The sequence below is a fragment of the Pseudomonas sp. NPDC086112 genome (assembly GCF_044746425.1).
GTDB lineage: Bacteria > Pseudomonadota > Gammaproteobacteria > Pseudomonadales > Pseudomonadaceae > Aquipseudomonas.
This window is the reverse complement of record NZ_JBIVCD010000004.1, coordinates 121492-144073: the sequence shown is the minus strand read 5'-3', so window position 1 is coordinate 144073 and position 22582 is coordinate 121492. Positions and strand designations below refer to the sequence as shown.

At 60.2% G+C, this 22582-nt stretch carries 21 protein-coding genes; 15 read left to right on the top strand and 6 right to left on the bottom strand.

Annotated elements, in window-relative coordinates; genetic code table 11:
* Window positions 1–119 precede the first annotated feature (119 nt).
* From ACIPLA_RS04855 to tauD, 5 genes are all read left to right on the top strand, one after another.
* On the top strand, window positions 120–902 hold the full coding sequence (locus ACIPLA_RS04855) for an efflux RND transporter periplasmic adaptor subunit (protein ID WP_401171942.1): 783 nt from the start codon (window positions 120–122) through the stop codon (window positions 900–902).
* Window positions 899–2218: an efflux RND transporter periplasmic adaptor subunit gene (locus tag ACIPLA_RS04850; RefSeq protein WP_401171939.1), complete on the top strand. Its 1320-nt coding sequence runs from the start codon at window positions 899–901 to the stop codon at window positions 2216–2218. The genes ACIPLA_RS04855 and ACIPLA_RS04850 overlap by 4 nt, the downstream gene beginning before the upstream one ends.
* The gene (locus ACIPLA_RS04845) at window positions 2219–4315 is read left to right on the top strand and encodes a biotin/lipoyl-binding protein (RefSeq protein WP_401171936.1); all 2097 of its coding nucleotides are present in this window, start codon (window positions 2219–2221) and stop codon (window positions 4313–4315) included. It abuts the gene before it with no gap.
* Between the two features lie 12 nt (window positions 4316–4327).
* Window positions 4328–4825, top strand: a complete 498-nt coding sequence (locus ACIPLA_RS04840) for a GNAT family N-acetyltransferase (RefSeq protein WP_401171933.1) — start codon at window positions 4328–4330, stop codon at window positions 4823–4825.
* A 73-nt stretch (window positions 4826–4898) separates the two neighbouring features.
* Entirely contained in the window at window positions 4899–5741 is an 843-nt protein-coding gene (gene tauD, locus ACIPLA_RS04835; protein ID WP_218396877.1) for a taurine dioxygenase, read from the top strand.
* 154 nt (window positions 5742–5895) lie between these two features.
* On the opposite strand, the gene mgrA is transcribed toward tauD, so the two are convergent.
* The 4 genes from mgrA to ACIPLA_RS04815 all read right to left on the bottom strand — a co-directional run bounded on the left by mgrA (window position 5896) and on the right by ACIPLA_RS04815 (window position 8760).
* Window positions 5896–6933, bottom strand: a complete 1038-nt coding sequence (gene mgrA / locus ACIPLA_RS04830) for an L-glyceraldehyde 3-phosphate reductase (RefSeq protein WP_401171929.1) — start codon at window positions 6931–6933, stop codon at window positions 5896–5898.
* A 165-nt stretch (window positions 6934–7098) separates the two neighbouring features.
* A complete protein-coding gene (locus ACIPLA_RS04825) occupies window positions 7099–7563 on the bottom strand; it encodes a type II toxin-antitoxin system HicB family antitoxin (RefSeq protein WP_192346554.1) in 465 nt (154 codons plus the stop codon).
* Window positions 7560–7742, bottom strand: coding sequence for a type II toxin-antitoxin system HicA family toxin (locus ACIPLA_RS04820; RefSeq protein ID WP_008005171.1), 183 nt, complete (start codon window positions 7740–7742; stop codon window positions 7560–7562). Before ACIPLA_RS04820 ends, ACIPLA_RS04825 begins: the two co-directional genes overlap by 4 nt.
* A 127-nt stretch (window positions 7743–7869) precedes the next feature.
* The gene (locus ACIPLA_RS04815) at window positions 7870–8760 is read right to left on the bottom strand and encodes a LysR family transcriptional regulator (protein ID WP_401171924.1); all 891 of its coding nucleotides are present in this window, start codon (window positions 8758–8760) and stop codon (window positions 7870–7872) included.
* A gap of 124 nt (window positions 8761–8884) precedes the next feature.
* Between ACIPLA_RS04815 and ACIPLA_RS04810 the strand changes: the two genes are divergently transcribed.
* Both ACIPLA_RS04810 and ACIPLA_RS04805 read left to right on the top strand, forming a co-directional pair.
* Window positions 8885–9625, top strand: coding sequence for an SDR family oxidoreductase (locus ACIPLA_RS04810; RefSeq protein WP_401171921.1), 741 nt, complete (start codon window positions 8885–8887; stop codon window positions 9623–9625).
* Window positions 9626–9784: 159 nt separating this feature from the next.
* A complete protein-coding gene (locus ACIPLA_RS04805; RefSeq protein WP_401171918.1) occupies window positions 9785–10045 on the top strand; it encodes a hypothetical protein in 261 nt (86 codons plus the stop codon).
* A 26-nt stretch (window positions 10046–10071) separates the two neighbouring features.
* Here ACIPLA_RS04805 and betT read toward each other — a convergent pair whose 3' ends face one another.
* Window positions 10072–12027, bottom strand: coding sequence for a choline transporter BetT (betT, locus tag ACIPLA_RS04800; RefSeq protein ID WP_218397391.1), 1956 nt, complete (start codon window positions 12025–12027; stop codon window positions 10072–10074).
* 419 nt (window positions 12028–12446) lie between these two features.
* Window positions 12447–13373, bottom strand: a complete 927-nt coding sequence (gene epsC / locus ACIPLA_RS04795; RefSeq protein WP_192346547.1) for a serine O-acetyltransferase EpsC — start codon at window positions 13371–13373, stop codon at window positions 12447–12449.
* A gap of 190 nt (window positions 13374–13563) precedes the next feature.
* On the opposite strand from epsC, the gene ACIPLA_RS04790 reads away from it, so the two are divergent.
* From ACIPLA_RS04790 to ACIPLA_RS04755, 8 genes are all read left to right on the top strand, one after another.
* Window positions 13564–14556, top strand: coding sequence for a D-cysteine desulfhydrase (locus ACIPLA_RS04790; RefSeq protein ID WP_401171914.1), 993 nt, complete (start codon window positions 13564–13566; stop codon window positions 14554–14556).
* A gap of 289 nt (window positions 14557–14845) precedes the next feature.
* On the top strand, window positions 14846–15640 hold the full coding sequence (gene tcyJ / locus ACIPLA_RS04785) for a cystine ABC transporter substrate-binding protein (protein WP_218396865.1): 795 nt from the start codon (window positions 14846–14848) through the stop codon (window positions 15638–15640).
* The gene (gene tcyL / locus ACIPLA_RS04780; protein WP_007903115.1) at window positions 15640–16305 is read left to right on the top strand and encodes a cystine ABC transporter permease; all 666 of its coding nucleotides are present in this window, start codon (window positions 15640–15642) and stop codon (window positions 16303–16305) included. The genes tcyJ and tcyL overlap by 1 nt, the downstream gene beginning before the upstream one ends.
* A gap of 4 nt (window positions 16306–16309) precedes the next feature.
* The gene (gene tcyN / locus ACIPLA_RS04775) at window positions 16310–17059 is read left to right on the top strand and encodes an L-cystine ABC transporter ATP-binding protein TcyN (RefSeq protein ID WP_008068688.1); all 750 of its coding nucleotides are present in this window, start codon (window positions 16310–16312) and stop codon (window positions 17057–17059) included.
* Between the two features lie 503 nt (window positions 17060–17562).
* A complete protein-coding gene (locus ACIPLA_RS04770) occupies window positions 17563–18327 on the top strand; it encodes a hypothetical protein (protein WP_218396863.1) in 765 nt (254 codons plus the stop codon).
* Window positions 18328–18706: 379 nt separating this feature from the next.
* Window positions 18707–19948: an SfnB family sulfur acquisition oxidoreductase gene (locus tag ACIPLA_RS04765; RefSeq protein WP_218396861.1), complete on the top strand. Its 1242-nt coding sequence runs from the start codon at window positions 18707–18709 to the stop codon at window positions 19946–19948.
* A gap of 37 nt (window positions 19949–19985) precedes the next feature.
* Entirely contained in the window at window positions 19986–21179 is a 1194-nt protein-coding gene (locus tag ACIPLA_RS04760) for an SfnB family sulfur acquisition oxidoreductase (protein ID WP_401171908.1), read from the top strand.
* Window positions 21179–22537: an LLM class flavin-dependent oxidoreductase gene (locus ACIPLA_RS04755; protein WP_401171905.1), complete on the top strand. Its 1359-nt coding sequence runs from the start codon at window positions 21179–21181 to the stop codon at window positions 22535–22537. The genes ACIPLA_RS04760 and ACIPLA_RS04755 overlap by 1 nt, the downstream gene beginning before the upstream one ends.
* Window positions 22538–22582: the final 45 nt, after the last annotated feature.

Below are 22582 nucleotides of genomic sequence, written 5' to 3'. Positions count from 1 at the left end.
GACGCGTCCTGATAATTTGTAAGGTATTACATACTCCCTTGACCAATCAATGATGCCCATCCGCTTGACGCTCACCCCCGCTGTCATAGACTCCGCTCATCCGTCAGGGAGTTACGGTTATGCGGCGTTTTCGTGTTTGGGTTGCAGGATTGACCTTTGTAACGTGCGTAGTACAGGCGCAAACGCCTGCGCCAGACGATCCGTTGCTGGAAAGCAGCGCGGTTGGCGGGAATGCGTCGGCCAGCAGTGAAGCCCGTGGTGTGCTGCGGGCCCGGGATCAGGCGGTGCTTGCCAGCGAGTTGTCGGGGCGGATTGTCGAGTTGCCGTTCAGTGAGGGCGAGTCGTTCAAAAAGGGCGACACCCTGGCGCGGTTTGACTGTTCGGCTTATCAGGCTCAGCTCAACGCGGCTCAGGCCGCCAGCCGTGGTGCTGGTGAAGAACTGGCGCACAACAAACAACTGGCGGCGTTAAATTCAGTCGGGCGCTTTGAAGTGGCGCGGGCCGAGGCCAAGGTCAGCGAGATTCAGGCGCAGTCGCAGGTCTATCAGGTTCAGGTCAAACGCTGCAGCGTGGTTGCGCCGTTTGATGGCCAGGTCGTCGAACGTAAGGTCAAGCGCTACGAAAGCGTTGCCGCCGGCGCGCCGTTACTGGACGTGGTCGATAACCGCACCCTGGAAATTCACCTGTTGGTCCCGTCGCGCTGGATGGGCAAGCTCAAGCCCGGCCAGACATTCAGTTTTGTCCCCGATGAAACCGGTCAGCCGCTGGATGCCACGGTCAAACGCCTCGGTGCGCGAATTGATGAAGGCAGCCAGACTTTGCTGCTGGTGGCGGCGCTGCCCAACGCCAACGGTCTGTTGGCCGGCATGAGCGGAACGGCGCATTTCGCGGAGCTCAAATGAACGCCCCGGTGACCGGCGGCGCCGAGCAGGTGTTCGCCAGGTTTCTCGACCTCGAACGCCAGACCCGCGCCGCGCGCACGCCTTCGCAACTGGCTTACAGCCTGGTCAATGACGGTCAGGCGCTGTTCGGTTTCCGCCATGCCGCGCTGTTGATCGCCGGCAAGGTGCAGGCGGTTACCGGTGTTAGTGCTGTGGAACCGAATGCGCCGTTCGTGGCGTTTGTCGAGCAGGCGGTCGCACAGCTGTTCAAGCTTGAGGTGCTGAAACAGGCGCGGGTGATTGCGCCTGATCTCCTTAGCGAATCGATTCTGGCCGACTGGCAAAGTCTGTCAGCCGCTCAGGTGTTTTGGCTGCCGCTGATCGATCATCAGGGCGAGGTGTTCGGCGGTCTGTGGCTGGCGCGGGATGTGCCGTGGAACCCTTCCGAACAAGTGCTGCTGTCGCAACTGGGCGACACCTACAGCCATGCCTGGCTCGCGCAGCAACCGCGCAAACCCTGGCGACTGCGCTGGACGCGCAAGCGTCAGGTGGCGCTGGTTGCCGTGTTGTTGCTCGGGCTACTGATTCCGGTGCGCCAATCGGTGCTGGCGCCGGCCGAAGTCGTCCCGTTGGGCGGTCGGGTGATCGCCGCGCCGCTGGACGGAGTGATCGCCGAGTTTCTGGTCAAACCCAATCAGGCGGTGAAAACCGGCGACCTGCTGCTGCGCTTCGAAAGCACCACGCTCAAGGCTCAGGCCGATGTGGCCGAGCGCGCCCTGGGCGTTGCCGAAGCGGAACTCAAGGCCAATTCCCAACGTTCCTTCGCCGATGCCGAGTCCAGTTCGAAAATCGATCTGCTGGCGGCGCGAGTGGAGCAGAAGCGCGCCGAACGGGATTACGCCCGTGAACTGCTCAAACGCAGCGAAGTACGCGCCGAGCGGGACGGTATCGCGGTGTTCGCCGACGCCGAACGCTGGACCGGCAAACCGGTGCAAACCGGCGAGCGGCTGATGGAAATCGCCGACCCGAACCAGGCCGAATTGCGCATCGAGTTGGCCGTGGGCGATGCGATTGCCCTGGAGCCGGGCGCACAAGTCGCGCTGTTTCTCGACAGCGATCCGCTGCATCGGCACCTGGCCAAACTCGAACGTTCGGCCTACGAAGCGCAGCCCACCGCTGCCGGGCAACTGGCTTATCGACTGGATGCGACGTTCGACGCCGCGCCGCCGCGCATCGGTTTGCGCGGCACTGCGAAAGTCTTCGGCGACCGTGCGCCGCTGGCGTTGTACCTGTTGCGCCGACCGCTGGCCGGGTTGCGTCAGAGCGTGGGCCTGTAGATGAACCTGCCGAGCCTGCGGGCAGACCTGCAATTGTCGGCGGCGGCCCCGGCCCTCGACGGGTCGCCGCGCTGGACCCTGGCCGACCCGGTGCGCGGGCGCTATTTCAAACTCGGTGCGGCGGCGATGCGCTTGCTGCGCCATTGGTCCCTGGGAGATCCGGAGCACGTGCTGCGTGCCGCCAACCGCGAACCGGGGCTGCCGCTGGATGGTGCGGCGCTTGAGCAATTGCTGGAGTTTTTGCGCGGCCACGATCTGATCTGCGCCCTCGACCCGTCGCAGCGCGCCAGTTATAGCCTGAAGGCCGCGGCCCAGCGCCAAAGCCTGTGGCAAATCCTGCTGCATCAATACCTGTTTTTCCGGATTCCGCTGTGGCGCCCGGACGCCTTTCTCAATCGCGCCTGGCCGTGGCTGGAGCGTTTCGGCCCGCGCGCATTGCGCTACGGATTGCCCGCGACGCTGGGGCTCGGGGTGTTTCTGGTGTCACGGGACTGGCAGCGGTTTATCGCGACCTTTCCGCACCTGTTCAGCCTCGGCGGTGCCCTGGCGTTTGCTGTGGCGCTGTTTTTCGCCAAGCTGTGCCACGAGTTCGGCCACGCCTTCATGGCCAAGCGCGCCGGTTGTCGGGTGCAGAGCATGGGCGTGGCATTCATGGTGCTGCTGCCGATGTTTTACACGGACGTCAGCGACGCCTGGCGAGTCAATGATCGTCGGGCGCGGTTGCTGATTGGCGCCGGCGGGGTGCTGGCGGAACTGGTGCTGGCGTGTATCGCGCTGCTCGCCTGGTCACTGCTGCCTGACGGCCCCGGGCGCACGGCGGCGTTCATGCTCGCCAGTGCGACCTGGATCACCACGCTGGTGATCAACCTCAACCCGTTCATGCGTTTTGATGGCTACTTCTTGCTCAGTGATTTCTGGGAAGTGGACAACCTTCAAGGGCGGGCCTTTGCCTTGTGTCGCTGGCGGCTGCGCGAGTTTTTGTTTGGCTACGCGGCCCCGGCGCCGGAGCCGTGGTCGCCGAAGATGCAGCGGCGTTTGTTGATCTGGGGGTATGGCGCGTGGTTGTGGCGCGCGGCGTTGTTTTTCGGGATTGCGCTGGCGGTCTATCACCTGTTCTTCAAGGTGTTGGGGATTTTCCTGATGCTGGTGGAACTGGTGTGGTTCATTTTCCTGCCGATCCTGAGCGAGTGGCGGCAATGGTGGAGCCGTCGCGAACAGGCGCATGCGCCTCGGGTACTGCTCAGCGGTCTGGTGTTGCTTGGGTTGTTGTTGCTGCTGGCGTTGCCTTGGCGTAGCGCGGTGGAGTTGCCGACGATGCTTGAGGCCGGACGCGCCAGCGCCCTGCACGCGCCGGTGGCGGCGCGGGTCAAAACGGTGAATGTGCACGACGGCCAGGTCGTCGCTCAAGGTGAGGTGCTGATCGAGCTGGAATCCCCGGATCTGGATTCACGCCAGGCCATCGTCCGTCGCGAAATCCAGATCCAGCAATTACAGATGCGTCGTCAGGCCGGTCGTAGCGAAACCGCGGCCGACGCCGGAATCGTCGAGCAGCGCCTGGCCGAAGCCGTGGCCGAATATCGCGGCCTGGCCGCTCAGCGCGAACGTCTGCTGCTGCGCGCGCCCCACGGTGGCAAGGTGCGCGATCTGTTGCCACAGTTAACGGTCGGCCGCTGGCTTTCGACCAAAGATCCTTTGGCACGGGTGGTCGAAGACGGCGCGCGGTTGCGCGGTTATCTGGCCGAAGCCGAACTCTGGCGTGTCGCCCCGGGAGCCAGTGGGAGGTTCATCGCCGATGACCCGATGCACCCGGCGATCACCGTGCAATTGAGCGAAATCGACACCAACGGCGTGGCTTATGTCGATCAGGAAGCGCTGACTTCCGATCACCACGGGCCGATCGCCGTGCGCCGCGATCAGCATCAGCGCGCCGAGCCGGTGCAGGCGCAGTACGGCGCGCGGTTGAGCATCCTCGAAAATACCCCGACGCCGGTGCAGCCGTTGCGCGGCATTGTGGTGTTGCAGGGCAGTGGCGAGTCGTTATTGGGCGTTGCCTGGCGACGCATGGCGGCGCTGGGGGTCAGGGAAAGCGGTTTCTAAGGAGGAACAGCGATGGCGAAAACCGATTCAATGGCAGCGGACGGCTTGGTGGTCAGGCCTTCGCGGACCAGTGATGGACCTTTTCTGCACAGCCTTTACCAGGCGGCGCGGCCGGATCTGCAATGGATCGACGGTGAGCAGGAAGTGGTTGAGCAAGTGGTTGCCCAGCAATTCAAGGTGCAGGAACAAGGGCTGGGGGAGAACTTCCCCAACGCCATGCATTATGTGATCGAGAAACTCGACACGGCCATCGGCGCACTGACCACCGACTTCGGCCCCAATGAAATTCGCGTGCTGTACCTGGCGTTTATCCCCCAGGCCCGCGGCAAGGGTTACGGTCGGACGGTGCTGCAAGGCGTGCAAAAAGCTGCGCAGCAAATTCGCTGCCCCGTGGCGACGGTGGTCTGGGCCAATAACCTCCATGCTCGCCAGCATTACCTGGCGCTGGGGTTTCAGGTTGAAGAACGCAACCCGGCGGCAGAGCGGTTGGTGTGGTACCCACAGGGTTGAGCCCGGGGCAAGGCCCCCTCGCCACAGGCTCGCTCCCACATAAGCTCGATACAGAAATTCGAAGAGAACCACCATGAGTAACCTGACAATTATCCCTCTCAGCTCCGCCCTCGGCGCGCAAATCAGCGGCATCGATATCAGCCAGCCGCTGAACGTTGAGCAACGCGATGCCATCGAGCAGGCGCTGCTCAAGCATCAAGTGCTGTTCTTCCGCGACCAGCCGATCGAGCCGCAGCAGCAAGCGCGATTCGCCGCCTATTTCGGTGAGCTGCATATTCATCCGATCTACCCGAACGTGCCGGAGCAGCCGCAAGTGCTGATCCTCGACACCGCCGTCACCGACGTGCGGGACAACGCGATCTGGCACACCGACGTGACCTTCCTGCCGACCCCGGCCATGGGCGCAGTGCTCAGCGCCAAACTGCTGCCCGAATTTGGCGGCGACACGCTGTGGGCCAGTGGTATTGCGGCGTATGAAGCACTGTCCGCACCGATGAAAACCCTGCTAGAAGGGCTGACCGCTACTCACGATTTCACCCGTTCGTTCCCGCTGGAACGTTATGGCAACACACCCGAAGCCCTGGCCCAGTGGGAAGAAGCCCGGCGCAAGAACCCGCCGCTATCGCACCCGGTGATTCGCACGCACCCGGTGAGCGGGCGCCGGTCGCTATTCGTCAATGAAGGGTTCACGTCGAAGATCAATGAGCTGTCGGAAACGGAAAGCGAGGTGATTCTGAAATTCTTGTTCGCCCACACCACACGACCGGAATTCACCATCCGCTGGCGCTGGCAGAAAGACGACATCGCGTTCTGGGACAATCGCGTGACCCAGCATCACGCGGTGGATGATTACCGCCCGGCACGGCGGGTGATGCAGCGGGCGACGGTGTTGGGGGATGTGCCTTTCTTTCGGTGAGCACTCAGCTTCTTCAGTGGCTATGAGGGCCTCTTCGCGAGCAAGCCCGCTCCCACCGGTGATCGCATTCTTATCTAAGGACTCGGTCTAATGTGGGAGCGGGCTTGCTCGCGAAAGCTATGTGACAGGCGCCAGAAGACCCGGCGCCGAACACTTATTCAGCCGTCGAAGGCTTCTCCCAAAGATTGACCCCACCCTCCTGGGCAAACCGGTCAATCTCCGCCAGTTCTTCCACGCTGAAACTCAGGTTCTTCAACGCCCCGACATTCTCGATAATCTGCTCCGGCCGGCTCGCGCCGATCAGCGCCGAGGTCACCCGTGGATCGCGCAGGGTCCAGGCCAGCGCCAGTTGCGCCAGGCTCTGACCACGGCGCTTGGCGATTTCATTGAGCGCCCGCACATGGGCGATGTTGGCTTCGGACAGGTGAGACGCCTGCAGCGAACCACCGCCCGGACGATTGACCCGTGCATCCGCTGGCACGCCATTGAGGTACTTGTCGGTCAACAGCCCCTGAGCCAATGGCGTGAAGGCGATCACGCCGGTGCCGAGTTCATCGGTGGTGTCCAGCAGGTCCTTTTCCACCCAGCGGTTGAGCAGGTTGTAGGCCGGTTGATGGATCAGCAACGGTACTTTCCACTCCTTCAGCAACCCGGCGATTTCACGGGTTTTCACCCCGGAATAGGACGAGATGCCGATGTACAGTGCCTTGCCCTGCTGCACGGCAGTGGCCAGTGCGCTGGCGGTTTCTTCAAGCGGCGTGTCCGGGTCAAAGCGGTGGGAATAGAAGATGTCTACGTAATCGAGGCCCAGACGTTGCAGGCTCTGGTCGAGGCTGGCCAGCACGTATTTACGCGAACCACCGCCCTGACCGTAAGGGCCGGGCCACATGTCCCAACCGGCCTTGCTGGAGATGATCAACTCGTCGCGATACTGCTTGAAGTCTTCACGCAGCAAACGGCCGAAGTTGATCTCGGCGCTGCCATACGGCGGGCCGTAGTTGTTGGCCAGGTCGAAATGGTTGATGCCCAGATCGAATGCCGTGCGCAGCAACGAACGCTGGGTGTCGATCGGCGTGCTGTCGCCGAAGTTGTGCCACAAGCCCAGGGACAACGCCGGCAGCACCAGCCCGCTGCGCCCCACGCGGCGGTAAGGGATGCAATCGTAGCGGTTTTCGGCAGCGGTGTAGGTCATCGAATCCTCTCTTGTCGGTCTTGAATGGGGTATCGACTGCTTTGCAAGTTGCCCAGCATACGCTTGGACAAACGCCGATAAACCTCGGACTCGAGAAAATGCTGAAACGTTTCACATATTATTAAATCTGACCCACCGCATAGCGCCGATATCCACTCCCAACGTTTACGCCGACAACTCACGCAACGCGGCAGCCGCCAAAAAACCAGATCTTGAGCTGTATCGCTGATCTCGTCTGACCGTCTGGTCGATACGCTCAAGCAATTGCTCAGGGAGCGTGGCATTGAAGCGCACCGACTTGCCGAAGTAAGGCGTGATATCGAAGTCGACAACCCCCCACACACCGCCAGCGTAATCAGGGTTATCAAGATGATCGTCAATCTCACGCACCTGCGGCAGTGGATCACCATCGGCGACCAAGCCTTCATAGTGCAAAGCCAACGCTTCTTTCACGTTTTCAAATGCCTGCGCCACAGTAGCGCCCGCGGAGAAGCAACCCGGCACGTCCGGGATAATCACTCCGTATTCTGAGTCGGCATCCTTGTGCAGAACGACCGGAAATTTCATTTCGATGAGTCCTTCCTGTGATGTGGCCCCTTCGAGGCTCTCGTTTCCGATGTCGGGCCTCATTTCAGACCCGCCTGTTTCAATATGCTGTTGATCGTTCCTTTTGGAAGATCCGAATCAGGGTGTTTTATCGTCACCCTGCCTGACTTGCACGAATGCTTGTACTGATGATGGCTACCTTTCACGGCCACCAGATACCAGCCATCCTCCTCGATCATCCTGATCATTTCCCGACTTCGCATCACCTTCGTCCTTGTGGGCAGCATCTGCTGAGCACATTACGCGATGATCACATCTCAATACACACGATACACACTCTGATAAATATTAGCCGAACTCAAGCAAGCCAGATTGCCCGCGGACCATCGGTTATCGGGCCTGCGCAAACACCTCCCCCAACCAATCCACAAACACCCGAACCCGTGGCGACATGTGTTTGTTATGGGGATACAACACGGAAACCGGCATCGGCGGCGGTGGTGTGTCGACCAGGATTTCCTGCACAAGCCCTTGGGAAATCAGGGCTTCCATTCGGTAATGCGGGCACTGGATCAGGCCCAATCCGGCAATCGCCGAGGCCGCGTAAATCTCTGCACCGAACACAGACAGCGCGCCTTCGATGGCCACTTCCTTGAGTTCGCCATCGACCACGAATTCAAACGGGAACAGCTTGGCGGTGGTACGTGAAACGTAGTTCACCGCACGATGGCGGCTCAGGTCCTCGAGGTTTTTCGGTTCGCCATATTTGCGCAGGTAGGCAGGGCTGGCGCAGGTGATCTGTCGCAAGTTGGCGACACGTTTACCGATCAGTGCCGAGTCGCCCAAGGTGCCGGCGCGCAACACGCAATCAACGCCTTCTGCGATCAGGTCGACGAAGCGGTCGGCTTCGCTGATGGACAGGTCGATGTCCGGGTAGCGCGCCATGAATTGCGGCAACGCCGGGATCACGAAGTGCTTAGCCAAGGTGCCGTGCAGATCCACTCGCAACCGCCCTTTCGGCGCTACGCTGCGAAATGCCAGTTCGGCCTCTTCCAGTTCCGCCAGCAACTGCACGCAACGCAGGTAATACGCCTCTCCGTCCAGCGTCGGACGGACCTTGCGGGTGCTGCGCTCCAGTAAACGAGTACCGAGCCAGGCTTCGAACTGATTCAGCGTGTGGGTCAGCGTCGCCCGCGGCAGATTCAGGTCATCGGCCGCCAGGGTGAAGCTGCTGCGCTCGTAGATCCGCACGAACACCTTCATCGCTTTGACTTGATCCACGGGTCACTCCTGGCACTCGATTGTTGGTGATTATTGAACAGTCAAGGCAACTCTCATGCATTTATCGGCCTGAGTAAACATGTGAGTCTGGCTCCACTTCAAACCACTCCAAGGACTCAACGCCATGACTGCTCAAACTTCGAAAGTTGCCATCGTGACCGGCGCCTCCCGCGGCATCGGCGCTGTGATCGCCAGGCAACTGGCCAGCGAAGGTTTCGCCGTCGCCATCAACTACGCCAGCAGCGCCACTGAAGCCTCAAAACTGGTGGTGGAGTTGCGTCAGGCCGGGCATCAGGCCATAGCGGTCAAGGCTGACGTGGCCAATGCCGATGACGTGCGCCGGTTGTTCGACGAGACCGAAGCGCAACTGGGCAAGGTCGATGCGCTGATCAACAACGCCGGCATCCTCAACGTGATGCCGCTGGCGCAGTACACCGACGAACTGTTCGACCAGACTTTCAACATCCACGCCCGCGGCACCTTCAACACCTTGCGTGAAGCGGCGACGCGTCTGAACAGCGGCGGCCGGATCATCAACTTCTCCAGCAGCACCGTTGGCCTTAACTTGCCGGGCTATGCGGTGTACATCGCCAGCAAAGCGGCTGTGGAATCCCTGACCCAGGTGTTCGCCAAGGAAATGCGCGGGCGCAACATCACCGTCAACGCGGTGGCGCCTGGCCCGGTGGCGACTGAGCTGTTTCTGCACGGCAAGAGCGAAGAGCAAATCCAGACTTTCGCCAAGATGCCTCCACTGGAGCGTTTGGGTCATCCGGAGGATATTGCTCGCGTTGTGTCGTTTCTGGTGGGGCCGGATTCGGCTTGGGTCAATGGGCAGATTTTGCGGGTGAATGGTGGGTTGGTTTAACTATGCTCGATGTATTGGGGTGAATCAGCAATGTCGCCTTCGCGGGCAAGCCTCGCTCCTACAAACGCAGTGTCGTTCGACACAAAAACCTGTAGGAGCGAGGCTTGCCCGCGAAGACGACCTCAAAGACACCACACATCTGAAGGAGGGGAATGCATCATGCACACCACCATCATCATCTTCTTCGGCCTGGTCCTGCTGGCGCTGATGCTGTTCATCGGCGAGAAAATCGGTTTCTCCCGTCAGACCCTGGCCTACAGTTTTGTCGTGCTATGGCTGGCGTTGACCTTGATCAACGGCGCGGTCGGCATGGTCAATGCCGGCCAGCCGTTGAGCACGGAACTGGTGGTGGGTAGCGCAGTATTCGGCGTACCGGTGGCGGCGCTGGTGTTGTTCATGACGATGAGCACTGACGCCTGACAAGACGTCAGCGCCACCCTTCTCAATCAACGCACCAGGTGCAGGAACTGCATGTGCCGCTCGTACTGGTCAAGGATGTCGTTGATGACCTGCTCCTTGGTGTAGCCCACCAGATCGTAATCCTGACTGCCCTCGCGCAAATGCACTTCGGCGCGGTGGTAACGGCGGTTGTTGAGTTGCTTGGAACCCATGCCGCCACGGGCGAACGATGGCGTGAAGTACCCGCGCATCTGCACCTGATAGATGAACGGATGCAGTTCGCCGTGACCGATCTCCAGGCTGACGTTGTCATTGGCCGGATCGGGCTGAGTGACCACGTGCAAGCCCTTCTCGACGAACACTGCCGTCACTTCTTCAATCGCCGGGCGCACCGTCGCATCGAGGAAGCGATAGACCTCATCGCGCGACGGGAAATGCACCGCCTGACTCAAGCGCTGACGCCAACCTCCGCGTCGCGAGCCGGACACCGGCGCGAGGGAATGCAGTTGCGCGATCTGCTTCTGCGATTCCAGATAAAACGCCTTGTGCAGCCCCCACATCATCAGCAGCAAAATCAACGAGAACGGCAACGAGGTCAGCACCACCGCTGACTTCAAGGCGTCGATGCTGCCGGAGAACAACAGCGCGCTGGTCACCAACGCCGTCATCGCGCCCCAGAATACTCGCAGCCATTTCGGCCCGTCTTCATCCGGGTTGCCACCCTTGGCGGACAACGTCGACAACACCACAGTGCCGGAGTCGGCGGAGGTCACGAAGAACACGAAGCTGATGAACACCGTGACCGCAATCACGGTTTTGCTCCACGGGTAGGTTTCCAGCAGCAGGTACAGGGTCATCGACGGGTTGTCGATGGCCGACATACCGAGCGCGCTCATGCCGTGGTTGAGGACCTGATCGATGGCGCTGTTGCCGAAGATCGACATCCACGCCAGGGTGAAACCAAGCGGAATCAACAGCACGCCGAAGACGAATTCACGGATGGTCCGGCCCCGGGAAATCCGTGCGATGAACAGGCCCACGAACGGCGACCATGCAATCCACCAGGCCCAGTAGAACACCGTCCAGCCACCCAGCCAGTCGCTCGGTTTGTCATAGGCGTAGAGGTCGAAACTCTTCATCGGCAAGGCGCCGAGGTAATCGCCGATGTTCTGGATCAACGTGTTGAGCAAGTGCTGGGTGGGGCCGGCGAACAACACGAACAGCAGCAGCGCACAGGCCAGCAGCATGTTGATGTCGGACATCACCCGCACGCCTTTATCGACGCCGGACACCGCAACGATGATCGCCGCGCCCATCATCAGCGTGATCAACCCAACCTGAATCCACTGGGTGTGGGCGATGCCGAACAGGTAATCGAGCCCTGAGTTGAGGTGCAAAACACCAAAGCCCATATCGGCGCCGAGGCCGAACACCGTGGCGATGATGCCGAAGCCATCCACCGCGTAACCGATGGGGCCGTTGATGCGCTTGCCGATCAACGGATACAGCGCCGAACGCAGAGCCAGCGGCAGGTTATGTCGATAGGCGAAATAAGCCAGCGCCATGCCGACGAAGGCGAACACGCCCCAACCGTGCAGGCCCCAGTGCAGAAACAGAATCTGCATCGCCTGACGCGCCGCATCCGCCGTACCAGCCTCACCTTGCGGCGGTTGTGCCAGGTGCGTCAGCGGTTCGGACACGCAAAAGAAAAACAGCGTGATGCTGATCCCGGCGGCAAACAGCATGCCGGCCCAGGACAGGTAGCTGAATTCGGGCTCGTCGTGGTCGGCACCGAGCTTGATCTTGCCGTAGCCAGACAAGGCGGTGACCACCACGAAGACCAGATACAGCGTCATCGCGAGCATGTAGTACCAGCCGACCGTATTGGCCGCCCAGTTTTGCGCTTCCAGAAGCCAGGCACCGGCCTGTTCGGGTATCGCCATGACCACAACGGCGAACAACAAAATAAAGGTCGCCGCGAAATAAAACACCGGCGGATTCATGCGGACCTGGCCGCTTGCGGGGGTGGACGATGCACTCATCAAAAGTGCACCTCAAGGGGGTGAAACAGGGCAATCAAAAACGGACTCGGCAAAGGCAAGCCTCCTGTTGTGAGCGGGCAGCAAACCGACGGTTTAACTTGAATGAGCGTTCAAGTTAAACATGGATAGGGGGCTAAGGACTAATCGCAGGGCTCGGCGGTACTTTTCGTACGCTAGCTCAAGGATGGGTATTACGCGGGGTTTGGGGGATTCGTTCAGCGGGAAATTAGCTAAATGCCATTATCCTGGTTCGGCTTGAAACCATTCGCGAGCAAGCCCGCTCCCACATTAGACCGAGGCGCGGGACAGGTACGCGATCTAATGTGGGAGCGGGCTTGCTCGCGAAGGCGGCCGATCAGACAGCGAACATTTTCACAGGCTTACTTTTGTGTCCCATCATCATGCTGCAAATTCGCCTGGCTGAGGTTGCACCCCGCCGGCACACTGCGGGTCAGCCAGACGTTGCCGCCGATGGTCGAGCCCTTGCCGATGGTGATGCGCCCCAGAATCGTCGCGCCGGCATAGATCACCACATCGTCCTCGACGATCGGATGCCGCGGATGGCCCTTTTGCAACTGGCCGTCTTCATCCGCCGGGAAGCGCTTGGCGCCCAGGGTCACCGCTTGATAAATCCGCACGCGCTCGCCAATGATCGCGGTCTCGCCGATCACCACGCCCGTCCCGTGATCGATAAAGAAACTGCGACCGATCTGCGCACCCGGATGGATGTCGATGCCGGTGGCCGAGTGGGCGATTTCCGCGCTGATCCGCGCCAGTAGCGGCAAGCCGGCGCGATACAAATGATGGGCCAGACGATGGTGAATCACCGCCAGAATTCCCGGATAGCAGAGCAACACTTCGTCGACACTGCGAGCCGCCGGGTCGCCGTGATAGGCCGCCAGTACGTCGGTGTCCAGCAGAGTGCGCAGCCCCGGCAAAGCCAGGGCGAAATCCTGAATGATCTGGATGGTTTTGGCCTCGACTTCAGTGTCTGCCTGGGCACTGTGGCGCGCGGCGTAACGCAGTTCGAGCCGCGCCTGAGCCAACAACGCGTTCAATGCCACGTCGAGTGTGTGACCGACGTAGAAGTCTTCACTCTCCTCGCGCAAATCCACCGGGCCCAGACGCATCGGGAACAACGCACCGCACAAGGCTTCGAGAATATCCGCCATGGCCGCTCGGGACGGCAACTCGCGACCGCCCTGCTCGCCGCTGGCACGGCCGTTTTGTGCGCGCCACTGCTCACGCGCCGTACGCAGTTGGCTGACTATGGTCTGCAATTGCCAATGGCTGGAACGCTCGCTCACGGTAAAAACTCCTCACGGGCGGCCGGACTGTCTGGCCGCGATAACCGCGATTACTTTACGGCAACGGCTTGCAGCCGAATTAAGAACCAATAGTGCTGTGCTCAATACTTTTGGCTATAAGCGATTGGCAGTTGCCCCACTAAATACCCGTGCCTATAGTCCTGACATCTTCCTCCGCCAGTACGGACCCATGATCAAACAACAGCTTGCCCGCTTTAACCGCCTCGACCTGCTCGGTCATCCTACGCCCCTGGAAAAACTCGAACGCCTGTCGACCTGGCTGGGCCGCGATGTGTACGTCAAACGCGATGACCTGACGCCATTGGCACTGGGTGGCAACAAGCTACGCAAACTCGAATACCTGGCTGCCGATGCCCTGGCCCAGGGCGCTGATACATTGATCACTGCAGGCGCGATCCAGTCCAACCACGTGCGCCAGACCGCTGCCATTGCGGCCAAGCTTGGCCTGGGCTGCGTGGCCCTGCTGGAAAATCCGCTGGGCACTGACGACAGCAACTATATCGGCAACGGCAATCGGCTGTTGCTGGACCTGTTCGATGCCAAGGTCGAGCTGGTGGAAAACCTCGACAACGCCGACGAGCAATTGGAAGCGCTGGCCGGGCGTCTGCGCAGTAACGGCAAGAAGCCGTATCTGGTGCCGATTGGTGGCTCGAATGCATTGGGCGCTTTGGGTTATGTCCGTGCAGGCCTGGAACTGGCCGAACAGATCAAGGACACCGGGCTGCAATTCGCCGCCGTGGTGCTGGCGTCCGGCAGTGCCGGCACCCACAGCGGCCTGGCGCTGGCTTTGAGCGAAGCACTGCCGGATTTGCCAGTGATCGGCGTGACTGTTTCCCGTAGCGATGAAGATCAACGACCGAAAGTCCAGGGCCTCGCCGAGCGCACGGCCGAGCTGCTGGGCGTGGGCCTGCCGGCGAATTTCAAAATCGATTTGTGGGACGAATATTTCGGCCCGCGTTATGGCGAGCCGAATGCCGGGACACTGTCGGCGCTGAAGCTGCTGGCGAGCCAGGAAGGGTTGTTGCTGGATCCGGTGTACACCGGCAAGGCCATGGCCGGTTTGCTCGACGGCATTGGGCGCCAGCGCTTCAATGACGGCCCGATCATCTTCCTGCACACCGGTGGGGCGCCGGCGTTGTTTGCCTATACCTCGGTGTTCTGAGAGCGCATCGCGCTCTTCGCGGGCAAGCCTCGCTCCTACGGTTTAACCGCACCCTCCTGTAGGAGCGAGGCTTGCCCGCGAAAGCGATCTCAAATTAATATGCAATTAAGAAATAACAAACTTGATATTTAGTATTTTCGTATCTAAAGGCAACATCATATAGTCGCGCCGCAGGCGAATTTGCAGCAAGACGCATAAGCTGCTTTAGGGCAGGATATCGCAGTCGTTCAAATCCCGAATTTGCCAACTTTCCATAAGCGTCTTCCATAAGAAAACACAGGGGCTTGTCATGAATTTTTCCGCATTACGTCGAAATCTGCTGGTGGGTTCGCTGGGCCTGGCGCTGAGCGCCGGCCTGCTCGGGCAGGCAGTTGCCGGTGAGCAACTGCAAAAAATCAAGGACGCAGGCGTGATCAACGTCGGTCTGGAAGGCACTTATCCACCGTTCAGCTTCGTCGACGAGGCCGGCAAACTGAGCGGCTTCGAAGTCGAGTTCTCCGAAGCCTTGGCCAAAGAGCTGGGCGTGAAGGTCAAACTGCAGCCGACCAAATGGGAAGGCATCCTCGCAGCCCTGGAATCCAAGCGTCTGGACGCGGTGATCAACCAGGTGACCATCACCGAAGAGCGCAAGAAGAAGTACGACTTCTCCACGCCTTACACCGTTTCCGGGATTCAGGCGCTGACCCTGACCAAAAACAAAGACACCATCAAGACCGCCGCCGATCTGGCCGGCAAGAAAGTCGGCGTAGGTCTGGGTACCAACTACGAGCAGTGGGTGAAAGAGAATGTGCCTAAGGCTGAGATCCGCACCTACGAAGATGATCCGACCAAGTTCCAGGATCTGCGCGTCGGCCGCATCGACGCCATTCTGATCGACCGCCTGGCCGCGCTGGAATATGCCAGGAAGGCCAAGGACACTGCCGCCGCCGGCGAAGCGTTCTCCCGCCAGGAAGCCGGTATTGCCCTGCGCAAAGGCGAGCCTGAGCTGCTGGCCGCGGTGAACAAAGCCATCGACAAGCTGCGTGCCGACGGTACGCTGAAAAAGCTGTCGGAAAAATACTTCAGCGCTGACGTCACTCAATAATGGGAGAAGCTTTCCAACTTGCGCTGGACTCCGCGCCCTTTCTGCTCAAGGGCGCGTACTACACGGTCATCCTGAGCCTGGGCGGAATGTTCTTCGGCTTGCTCATGGGCTTCGGCCTGGCGTTGATGCGGCTGTCGCGCTTCAAACTGGTGAGCTGGATCGCCCGCATCTACGTGTCGTTCTTTCGCGGCACGCCGTTGCTGGTGCAACTGTTCGTGATCTATTACGGCTTGCCGCAATTGGGCATCGAACTTGATCCATTGCCAGCGGCCCTGATCGGCTTCTCGCTGAACATGGCCGCCTACGCCTGCGAAATCCTGCGTGCCGCCATCAGCTCCATCGAGCGCGGCCAGTGGGAAGCCGCCGCCAGTATCGGCATGACCCGCGCGCAAACCCTGCGCCGGGCCATCCTGCCGCAAGCGGCTCGCACGGCCTTGCCACCGTTGGGCAACAGCTTTATCTCGCTGGTCAAGGACACGGCGCTGGCAGCCACCATTCAGGTGCCGGAGCTGTTCCGTCAGGCACAGCTGATCACCGCTCGCACCTTCGAAATTTTCACCATGTATCTTGCCGCTGCGCTGATCTACTGGGTTCTGGCGACTGTACTGTCGCACCTGCAGAACCAGTTGGAAGCGCGGGTCAATCGGCACGACCAGGAGTCCTGACCCAATGATTGTCGTGGAAAAACTGACAAAGCAGTTCAAGGGTCAGGTGGTGCTCAACGGCATCGATCTGCAGGTGAAGGAAGGCGAGGTGGTGGCGATCATCGGCCCCAGTGGCTCGGGCAAGACCACCTTCCTGCGTTGCCTGAACTTTCTCGAGGAGCCTAGCAGCGGCCGGATCAAGGTCGGCGACATCGAGATCGATGGCAGCCGTCCCCTGAACCAGCAGCAGAGCCTGGTACGGCGCTTGCGCCAGCACGTGGGTTTTGTGTTCCAGAACTTCAACCTGTTCCCCCATCGCACGGCCCTGGAAAACGTGATCGAAGGCCCGTTGGTGGTGAAAAAGATCCCGCGCGCCGAAGCCGTTGCCCTGGGTAAAAAGCTGTTGGCCAAGGTCGGCCTGGCGGGCAAGGAAGACGCTTACCCGCGACGCCTCTCCGGCGGTCAGCAACAACGTGTGGCGATTGCCCGAGCGTTGGCGATGGAACCGGAAGTGATCCTGTTCGATGAACCGACCTCGGCGCTGGACCCGGAACTGGTGGGTGAAGTGCTGGCGACCATCCGCGGCCTGGCCGAGGAGAAACGCACCATGGTGATCGTTACCCACGAAATGGGCTTTGCCCGGGACGTGGCCAACCGTGTGGTGTTTTTCGACAAGGGTGTGATCGTCGAACAAGGCGAAGCCAAGGCACTGTTCGCCAACCCGAAAGAGGAACGGACGAAGCAGTTTCTCAGCAAGTTTCTTAATAACGCTTAGTGCTGCCCCACTCGAAAACTGTCAACTTCCATGGATGGAAGTGGCATTAACTCCGCTTTATAAAAGCAAATAGCATCTTTCAACGACTTACACCCTTCGCCCCACCCTAAATAACTTCCCGGCCTCCCATGCGGTACATATATATGTCCTGCAACAGATTCATATCGCCTAAAATTTATAAAATACCCTGCTACCCACGCTCAGAGGGTTGCTGCCTCAGAGGCATAAAACCCACCAAATACCCCACTTTATTCGACAGAGTGATGCGGTTTATTAACCCTACTGCGTAGGAGCTTTCTGAATCACGCAAGAACTAACCTTTAACCAACCCACGCTATTGACACCTATTCAAACGCACTCTTATCTAGTTCCCAACAGGCAACAGCCATCACACTCATTATTATTTAATCGCGCCAATAGCGAATCGTTTTGTTGCTTGGTAATTCACGCCTTTCGATCTTTCAGAAATGGACTTCGCGGCAAAGCCTCAAGGAGAGAAACCCATGACCAGCACTTCCAACAAACCTGAACTTGCAGCCCCGACCCTGGCGCAAAGCCACAAGGCCGGTATCAACATCACCTCGGCCGCTCATCTTATGATCGACGTGCCACCCTACCCCGGCATGGATGAAGGCGATCTGATCGAGCTGTTTTGGGACAACTGCTATGTCGCCTCCAGCGTGTTGGGGGCCGACCATGACAGTAAAGCCGTGAGCCTGCGGGTGCCGGAAAGCTTCATTGCCAATGGTTCTGCCCGCGTCCATTACAAGGTCATGCAGGTGGGGCAAGGGCCAGCGGTATCACCGGCGGCGCACGTCCAGATCAAACTCGATTGCCCGGGCGGCCTGCCCTCGCCCCTTTGCGATGAGGAAAACCAGAGCCTGGCGCCGGTGTTTATCCCCGAGACTATTCGCCGTCAGGGGGTCAATCCGAACCAGGTCAAGCGCGGTGTCCCGTTGACCATCGAACCGTACCTGAACATGGCCGCCGAAGACGAAATCACCTTGCGCTGGGGCGACGTGCGCATGGACCTGCCCAAGCTCAAGGCTTGCGATGTGGGTCAGCCGATTCAGGTGTGGGTGCCCCCAGCGATCATTGTCGAGGCCGGCGAAGACCTTCGACTGGAAGTGACCTACTGCATTCTTGATCGGGTGGGTAACAACTCGCGGTGGGCACCACCGCGCAGATTGAAGATCGGTTGCGCCAATCCCTATTTGAAGGCCCGGCCAAAGGAGTTACTCATGGCCGCCGAACCCCGCAAACACTGAGATCCATGTAGCAGCTGGCGAAGCCTGCGTTCGGCTGCGTAGCAGTCGTGAAATCAGACACTGCGGTCATTCAGTTAAACCGCGAGCTCAGGTTTGACGACTGCTACGCAGCCGAACGCAGGCTTCGCCAGCTGCTACAAGGGGCGTGCCAACTCATCTATCGGGTGAGTAACGTACCTTCTATGCATATTCCTAAAAGTTAGTTCATTAATTATTTATACACGTTTAGGGTATATACACCGGACCACCGGACATTCGTGTTTTTCGTTCGCCGCAACCCATGCGGCGCTTTCATGAGATGTGAGGTAGGTATGGTCCGGAACACAATCACCCCAGTGCAAATCGCCAGGGCATTGCGTGCAGCCAAGGAGCGGCACTGATGTCCAGTCTGGCAGACGCAGTAATCCAGAGTGATCTGGACATCGCCCCATTGTTGTTGCCCGCGCAGGTCTTGCGCAACGACGCACAAGCCATCAAGGCGGCCCATGAGCTGGCGCAAGTCGCCCGCCTGCAAGCAGCCAAACGTGACCAGCAACGCAAGTTGCCGTGGTCGGAAATCGAGCAGTTCACCCGCAGCGGTCTGGGCAGTATTTCCATCCCGCGAGAATACGGTGGCCCGCAGGTTTCATTCGTCACCCTGGCCTCGGTGTTCGCGATCATTTCCGCGGCCGACCCGGCGTTGGGGCAGATCCCGCAGAACCAGTTCGGGATTCTCAACCTGATCCTCGGCGCCGCCACCGAGTCGCAGAAAAAACAGCTGTTCAAAAGCGTGCTCGAAGGCTGGCGGATCGGTAACGCGGGACCGGAGCGCGGGACCAAAAATACCCTGGAGCTCAAGGCGCGGATCAGCGCCGACGGCGATGGCTTCGTCATCAACGGGCAGAAGTTCTATTCCACCGGCGCGTTGTTCGCCCACTGGGTGGCCGTCAAGGCGCTGAACGACGACGGCAAGCAAGTGCTGGCCTTCGTCCGTCGCGGTACACCCGGGCTGCGCATCGTTGATGACTGGTCGGGTTTCGGCCAGCGCACCACCGCCAGCGGCACCCTTTTGCTCAACAACGTGCGGGTCGACGCCGAGCTGGTGGTGGATAACTGGAAGATCAACGACAGCCCGAATACTCAAGGCGCCGTGTCGCAGTTGATTCAAGCAGCCATCGACGCCGGCATTGCCCGGGGCGCCATCGATGACGCCATCGAATTCGTGCAAAAACGCGCACGGCCGTGGATCGACGCCAAGGTCGACCGGGCCAGCGACGACCTCTATGTGATCGCCGACATCGGCAAGCTGAAAATCGAACTGCACGCCGCCGAAGCACTGCTGCGCAAGGCAGGCCAAGTACTCGATCAGGTCAACGCCGCGCCGCTCACCGCCGAGTCCGCTGCGCGCGCCTCGATTGCCGTGGCGGAAGCCAAAGTACTGACCACCGAGATCTCGCTGCTGGCCAGCGAAAAACTCTTCGAACTGGCCGGCAGCCGCGCCACCCTCGCCGAATTCAACCTCGACCGCCACTGGCGCAATGCCCGGGTGCACACGCTGCACGACCCGGTGCGCTGGAAGTATCACGCGGTCGGCGCTTACCACCTCAATGGAACCTTGCCTGCGCGGCATTCCTGGATCTGACGACCAGAACCTTTTGACCAGATCCCTGGAGAAACACATGACTCTTTCTCACCACGTCGCGGTCATCACCAGCGATGAGCAAGCCCTGATTGTCGCCAGTGACCTGGCCGATGATTTCAAACGCGACAGCGCCCTGCGCGACCGCGAGCGTCGTTTGCCGTACCCGGAACTGGAAGTGTTTTCCCGTTCGGGTCTTTGGGGCATCAGCGTGCCAAAGGAATACGGTGGCGCCGGGGTTTCCAACGTCACCCTGGCCAAGGTCATCGCGTTGATCGCCCAGGCCGACGGCTCCCTCGGGCAAATCCCGCAGAACCATTTCTATGCCCTTGAAGTGCTGCGCGTAAACGGCACCGATGAGCAGAAAAAACGCCTGTACGCAGAAGTGTTGGCCGGCCAGCGCTTCGGCAATGCACTCGCGGAACTGGGCACCAAAACCGCCCATGATCGCGTCACCAGCCTGACTCGCGATGGCAACGGCTACCGCATCAACGGCCGCAAGTTCTACGCCACCGGCGCGATTTATGCCCAGCGCATCCCCACGTCAGTGGTGGACGAAAACGGCGTGCAGCAATTGGCCTTCGTCCCGCGCAATAGCAAAGGGCTGACGGTGATCGACGACTGGAGCGGTTTCGGCCAGCGCACCACCGGCAGCGGTTCGGTGGTGTTCGAGGATGTCTACGTCGCCGCCGAGGACGTGATCCCGTTTCAAAGCGCTTTCGAGCGCCCGACCACCGTCGGCCCGTTGGCGCAGATTCTCCATGCCGCCATCGACACTGGCATCGCCCGCGCCGCGTATGAAGATGCGCTGCATTTTGTGCGCACCAAGACCCGGCCGTGGATCGACGCCACTCATGAAAAAGCCACCGAAGACCCGCTGACCATCAAGAGCTTCGGCCACTTGAGTATCCGCCTGCACGCCACCGAAGCCCTGCTGGAACGCTCCGGCGAATTCCTCGATCAGGCCCAGGCCGACACCAATGCCGAGACCGTCGCCGCCGCGTCGATTGCCGTTGCCGAAGCCCGGGCCATCAGCACCGAAATCTCCCTCGCCGCCGGCAGCACACTGTTCGAACTGGCCGGCAGCCAGGCGACCCTGGCCGAACACGGCCTGGATCGCCACTGGCGCAATGCCCGGGTGCATACCCTGCACGACCCGGTGCGCTGGAAATATCACGCCATCGGCAACTACTACCTCAACGATGAAAACCCTCCATTGCGAGGGACCATTTGATGGCTGATGCCAAAAAGAAAATCCTGCTCAACGCGTTCAACATGAACTGCATCGGGCACATCAACCATGGCCTGTGGACCCATCCACGGGACACCTCGACCCAATACAAAACCATCGAATACTGGACTGAACTGGCTCAGTTGCTGGAACGCGGACTGTTCGACGGTTTGTTCATCGCCGACATCGTCGGCGTGTACGACGTCTATCAAAACTCGGTGGACGTGCCGCTCAAAGAGTCGATCCAGTTGCCGGTCAACGACCCGCTGCTGCTGGTCTCGGCCATGGCCGCCGTCACCAAAAACCTCGGCTTCGGCCTGACCGCCAACCTGACCTACGAGCCGCCATATCTGTTCGCCCGGCGTATGTCGACGCTTGATCATTTGAGCCGTGGACGGGTCGGCTGGAACATCGTCACCGGCTACCTCGACAGCGCCGCCAAGGCCATGGGCCTGAGCGAACAGGTGGAACACGACCGCCGCTACGACCAGGCCGACGAGTACCTGCAAGTGCTCTACAAACTCTGGGAAGGCAGCTGGGAAAACGGCGCGGTGCTCAACGACCGCGAACAGCGGATCTACGCCTTACCTGCGAAAGTGCACAAGATCGAGCACAAGGGCGAGTTCTATCAGGTCGAGGGCTATCACCTCTGCGAACCGTCGCCGCAACGCACGCCGGTGCTGTTCCAGGCCGGCAGCTCCGATCGCGGTTTGCTGTTCGCCGGTCGGCATGCCGAGTGCGTGTTCATCAGCGGTCAGAACAAACCGGCGACCCGGGTTCAGGTGGACAAGGTTCGCGCCAGCGCCGTCGAAGCCGGGCGCAATCCCTGGGACATCAAGGTGTTCATGGGCTTAAACGTGATCGTCGGTGAGACAGAAGAGCTGGCCTGGGCCAAGCACGCCGAGTACCTGAGCTACGCCAGTGCCGAGGCCGGCGTGGCGCACTTTTCGGCGTCCACCGGGATCGATTTTTCCGAGTACGAACTCGACGAACCGATCCAGTACGTGAAGAGCAACGCCATCCAGTCCGCCACCAAGAACCTGCAAAACAACGACTGGACCCGCCGCAAACTGCTGGAACAACACGCCCTCGGTGGCCGCTACATCACCGTGGTCGGCTCGCCTGAGCAGGTGGCGGATGAGCTGGAGTCGTGGATCGCCGAAACCGGTCTGGACGGCTTCAACCTGACACGGATTGTCACCCCGGAAAGCTATGTGGATTTCATTGAACTGGTGATTCCGGAGTTGCAGCGCAGAGGGTCGTACAAGACCGCTTACGACGACGGCAGCCTGCGGGAAAAGCTGTTTCACGGCCAAGCGCATTTGCCTGAGCAACACACAGGCGCCGGTTACCGGCGCTAAAAGCTTCGCGAGCAAGCCCGCTCCCACATTAGATCTGTGGTGAAC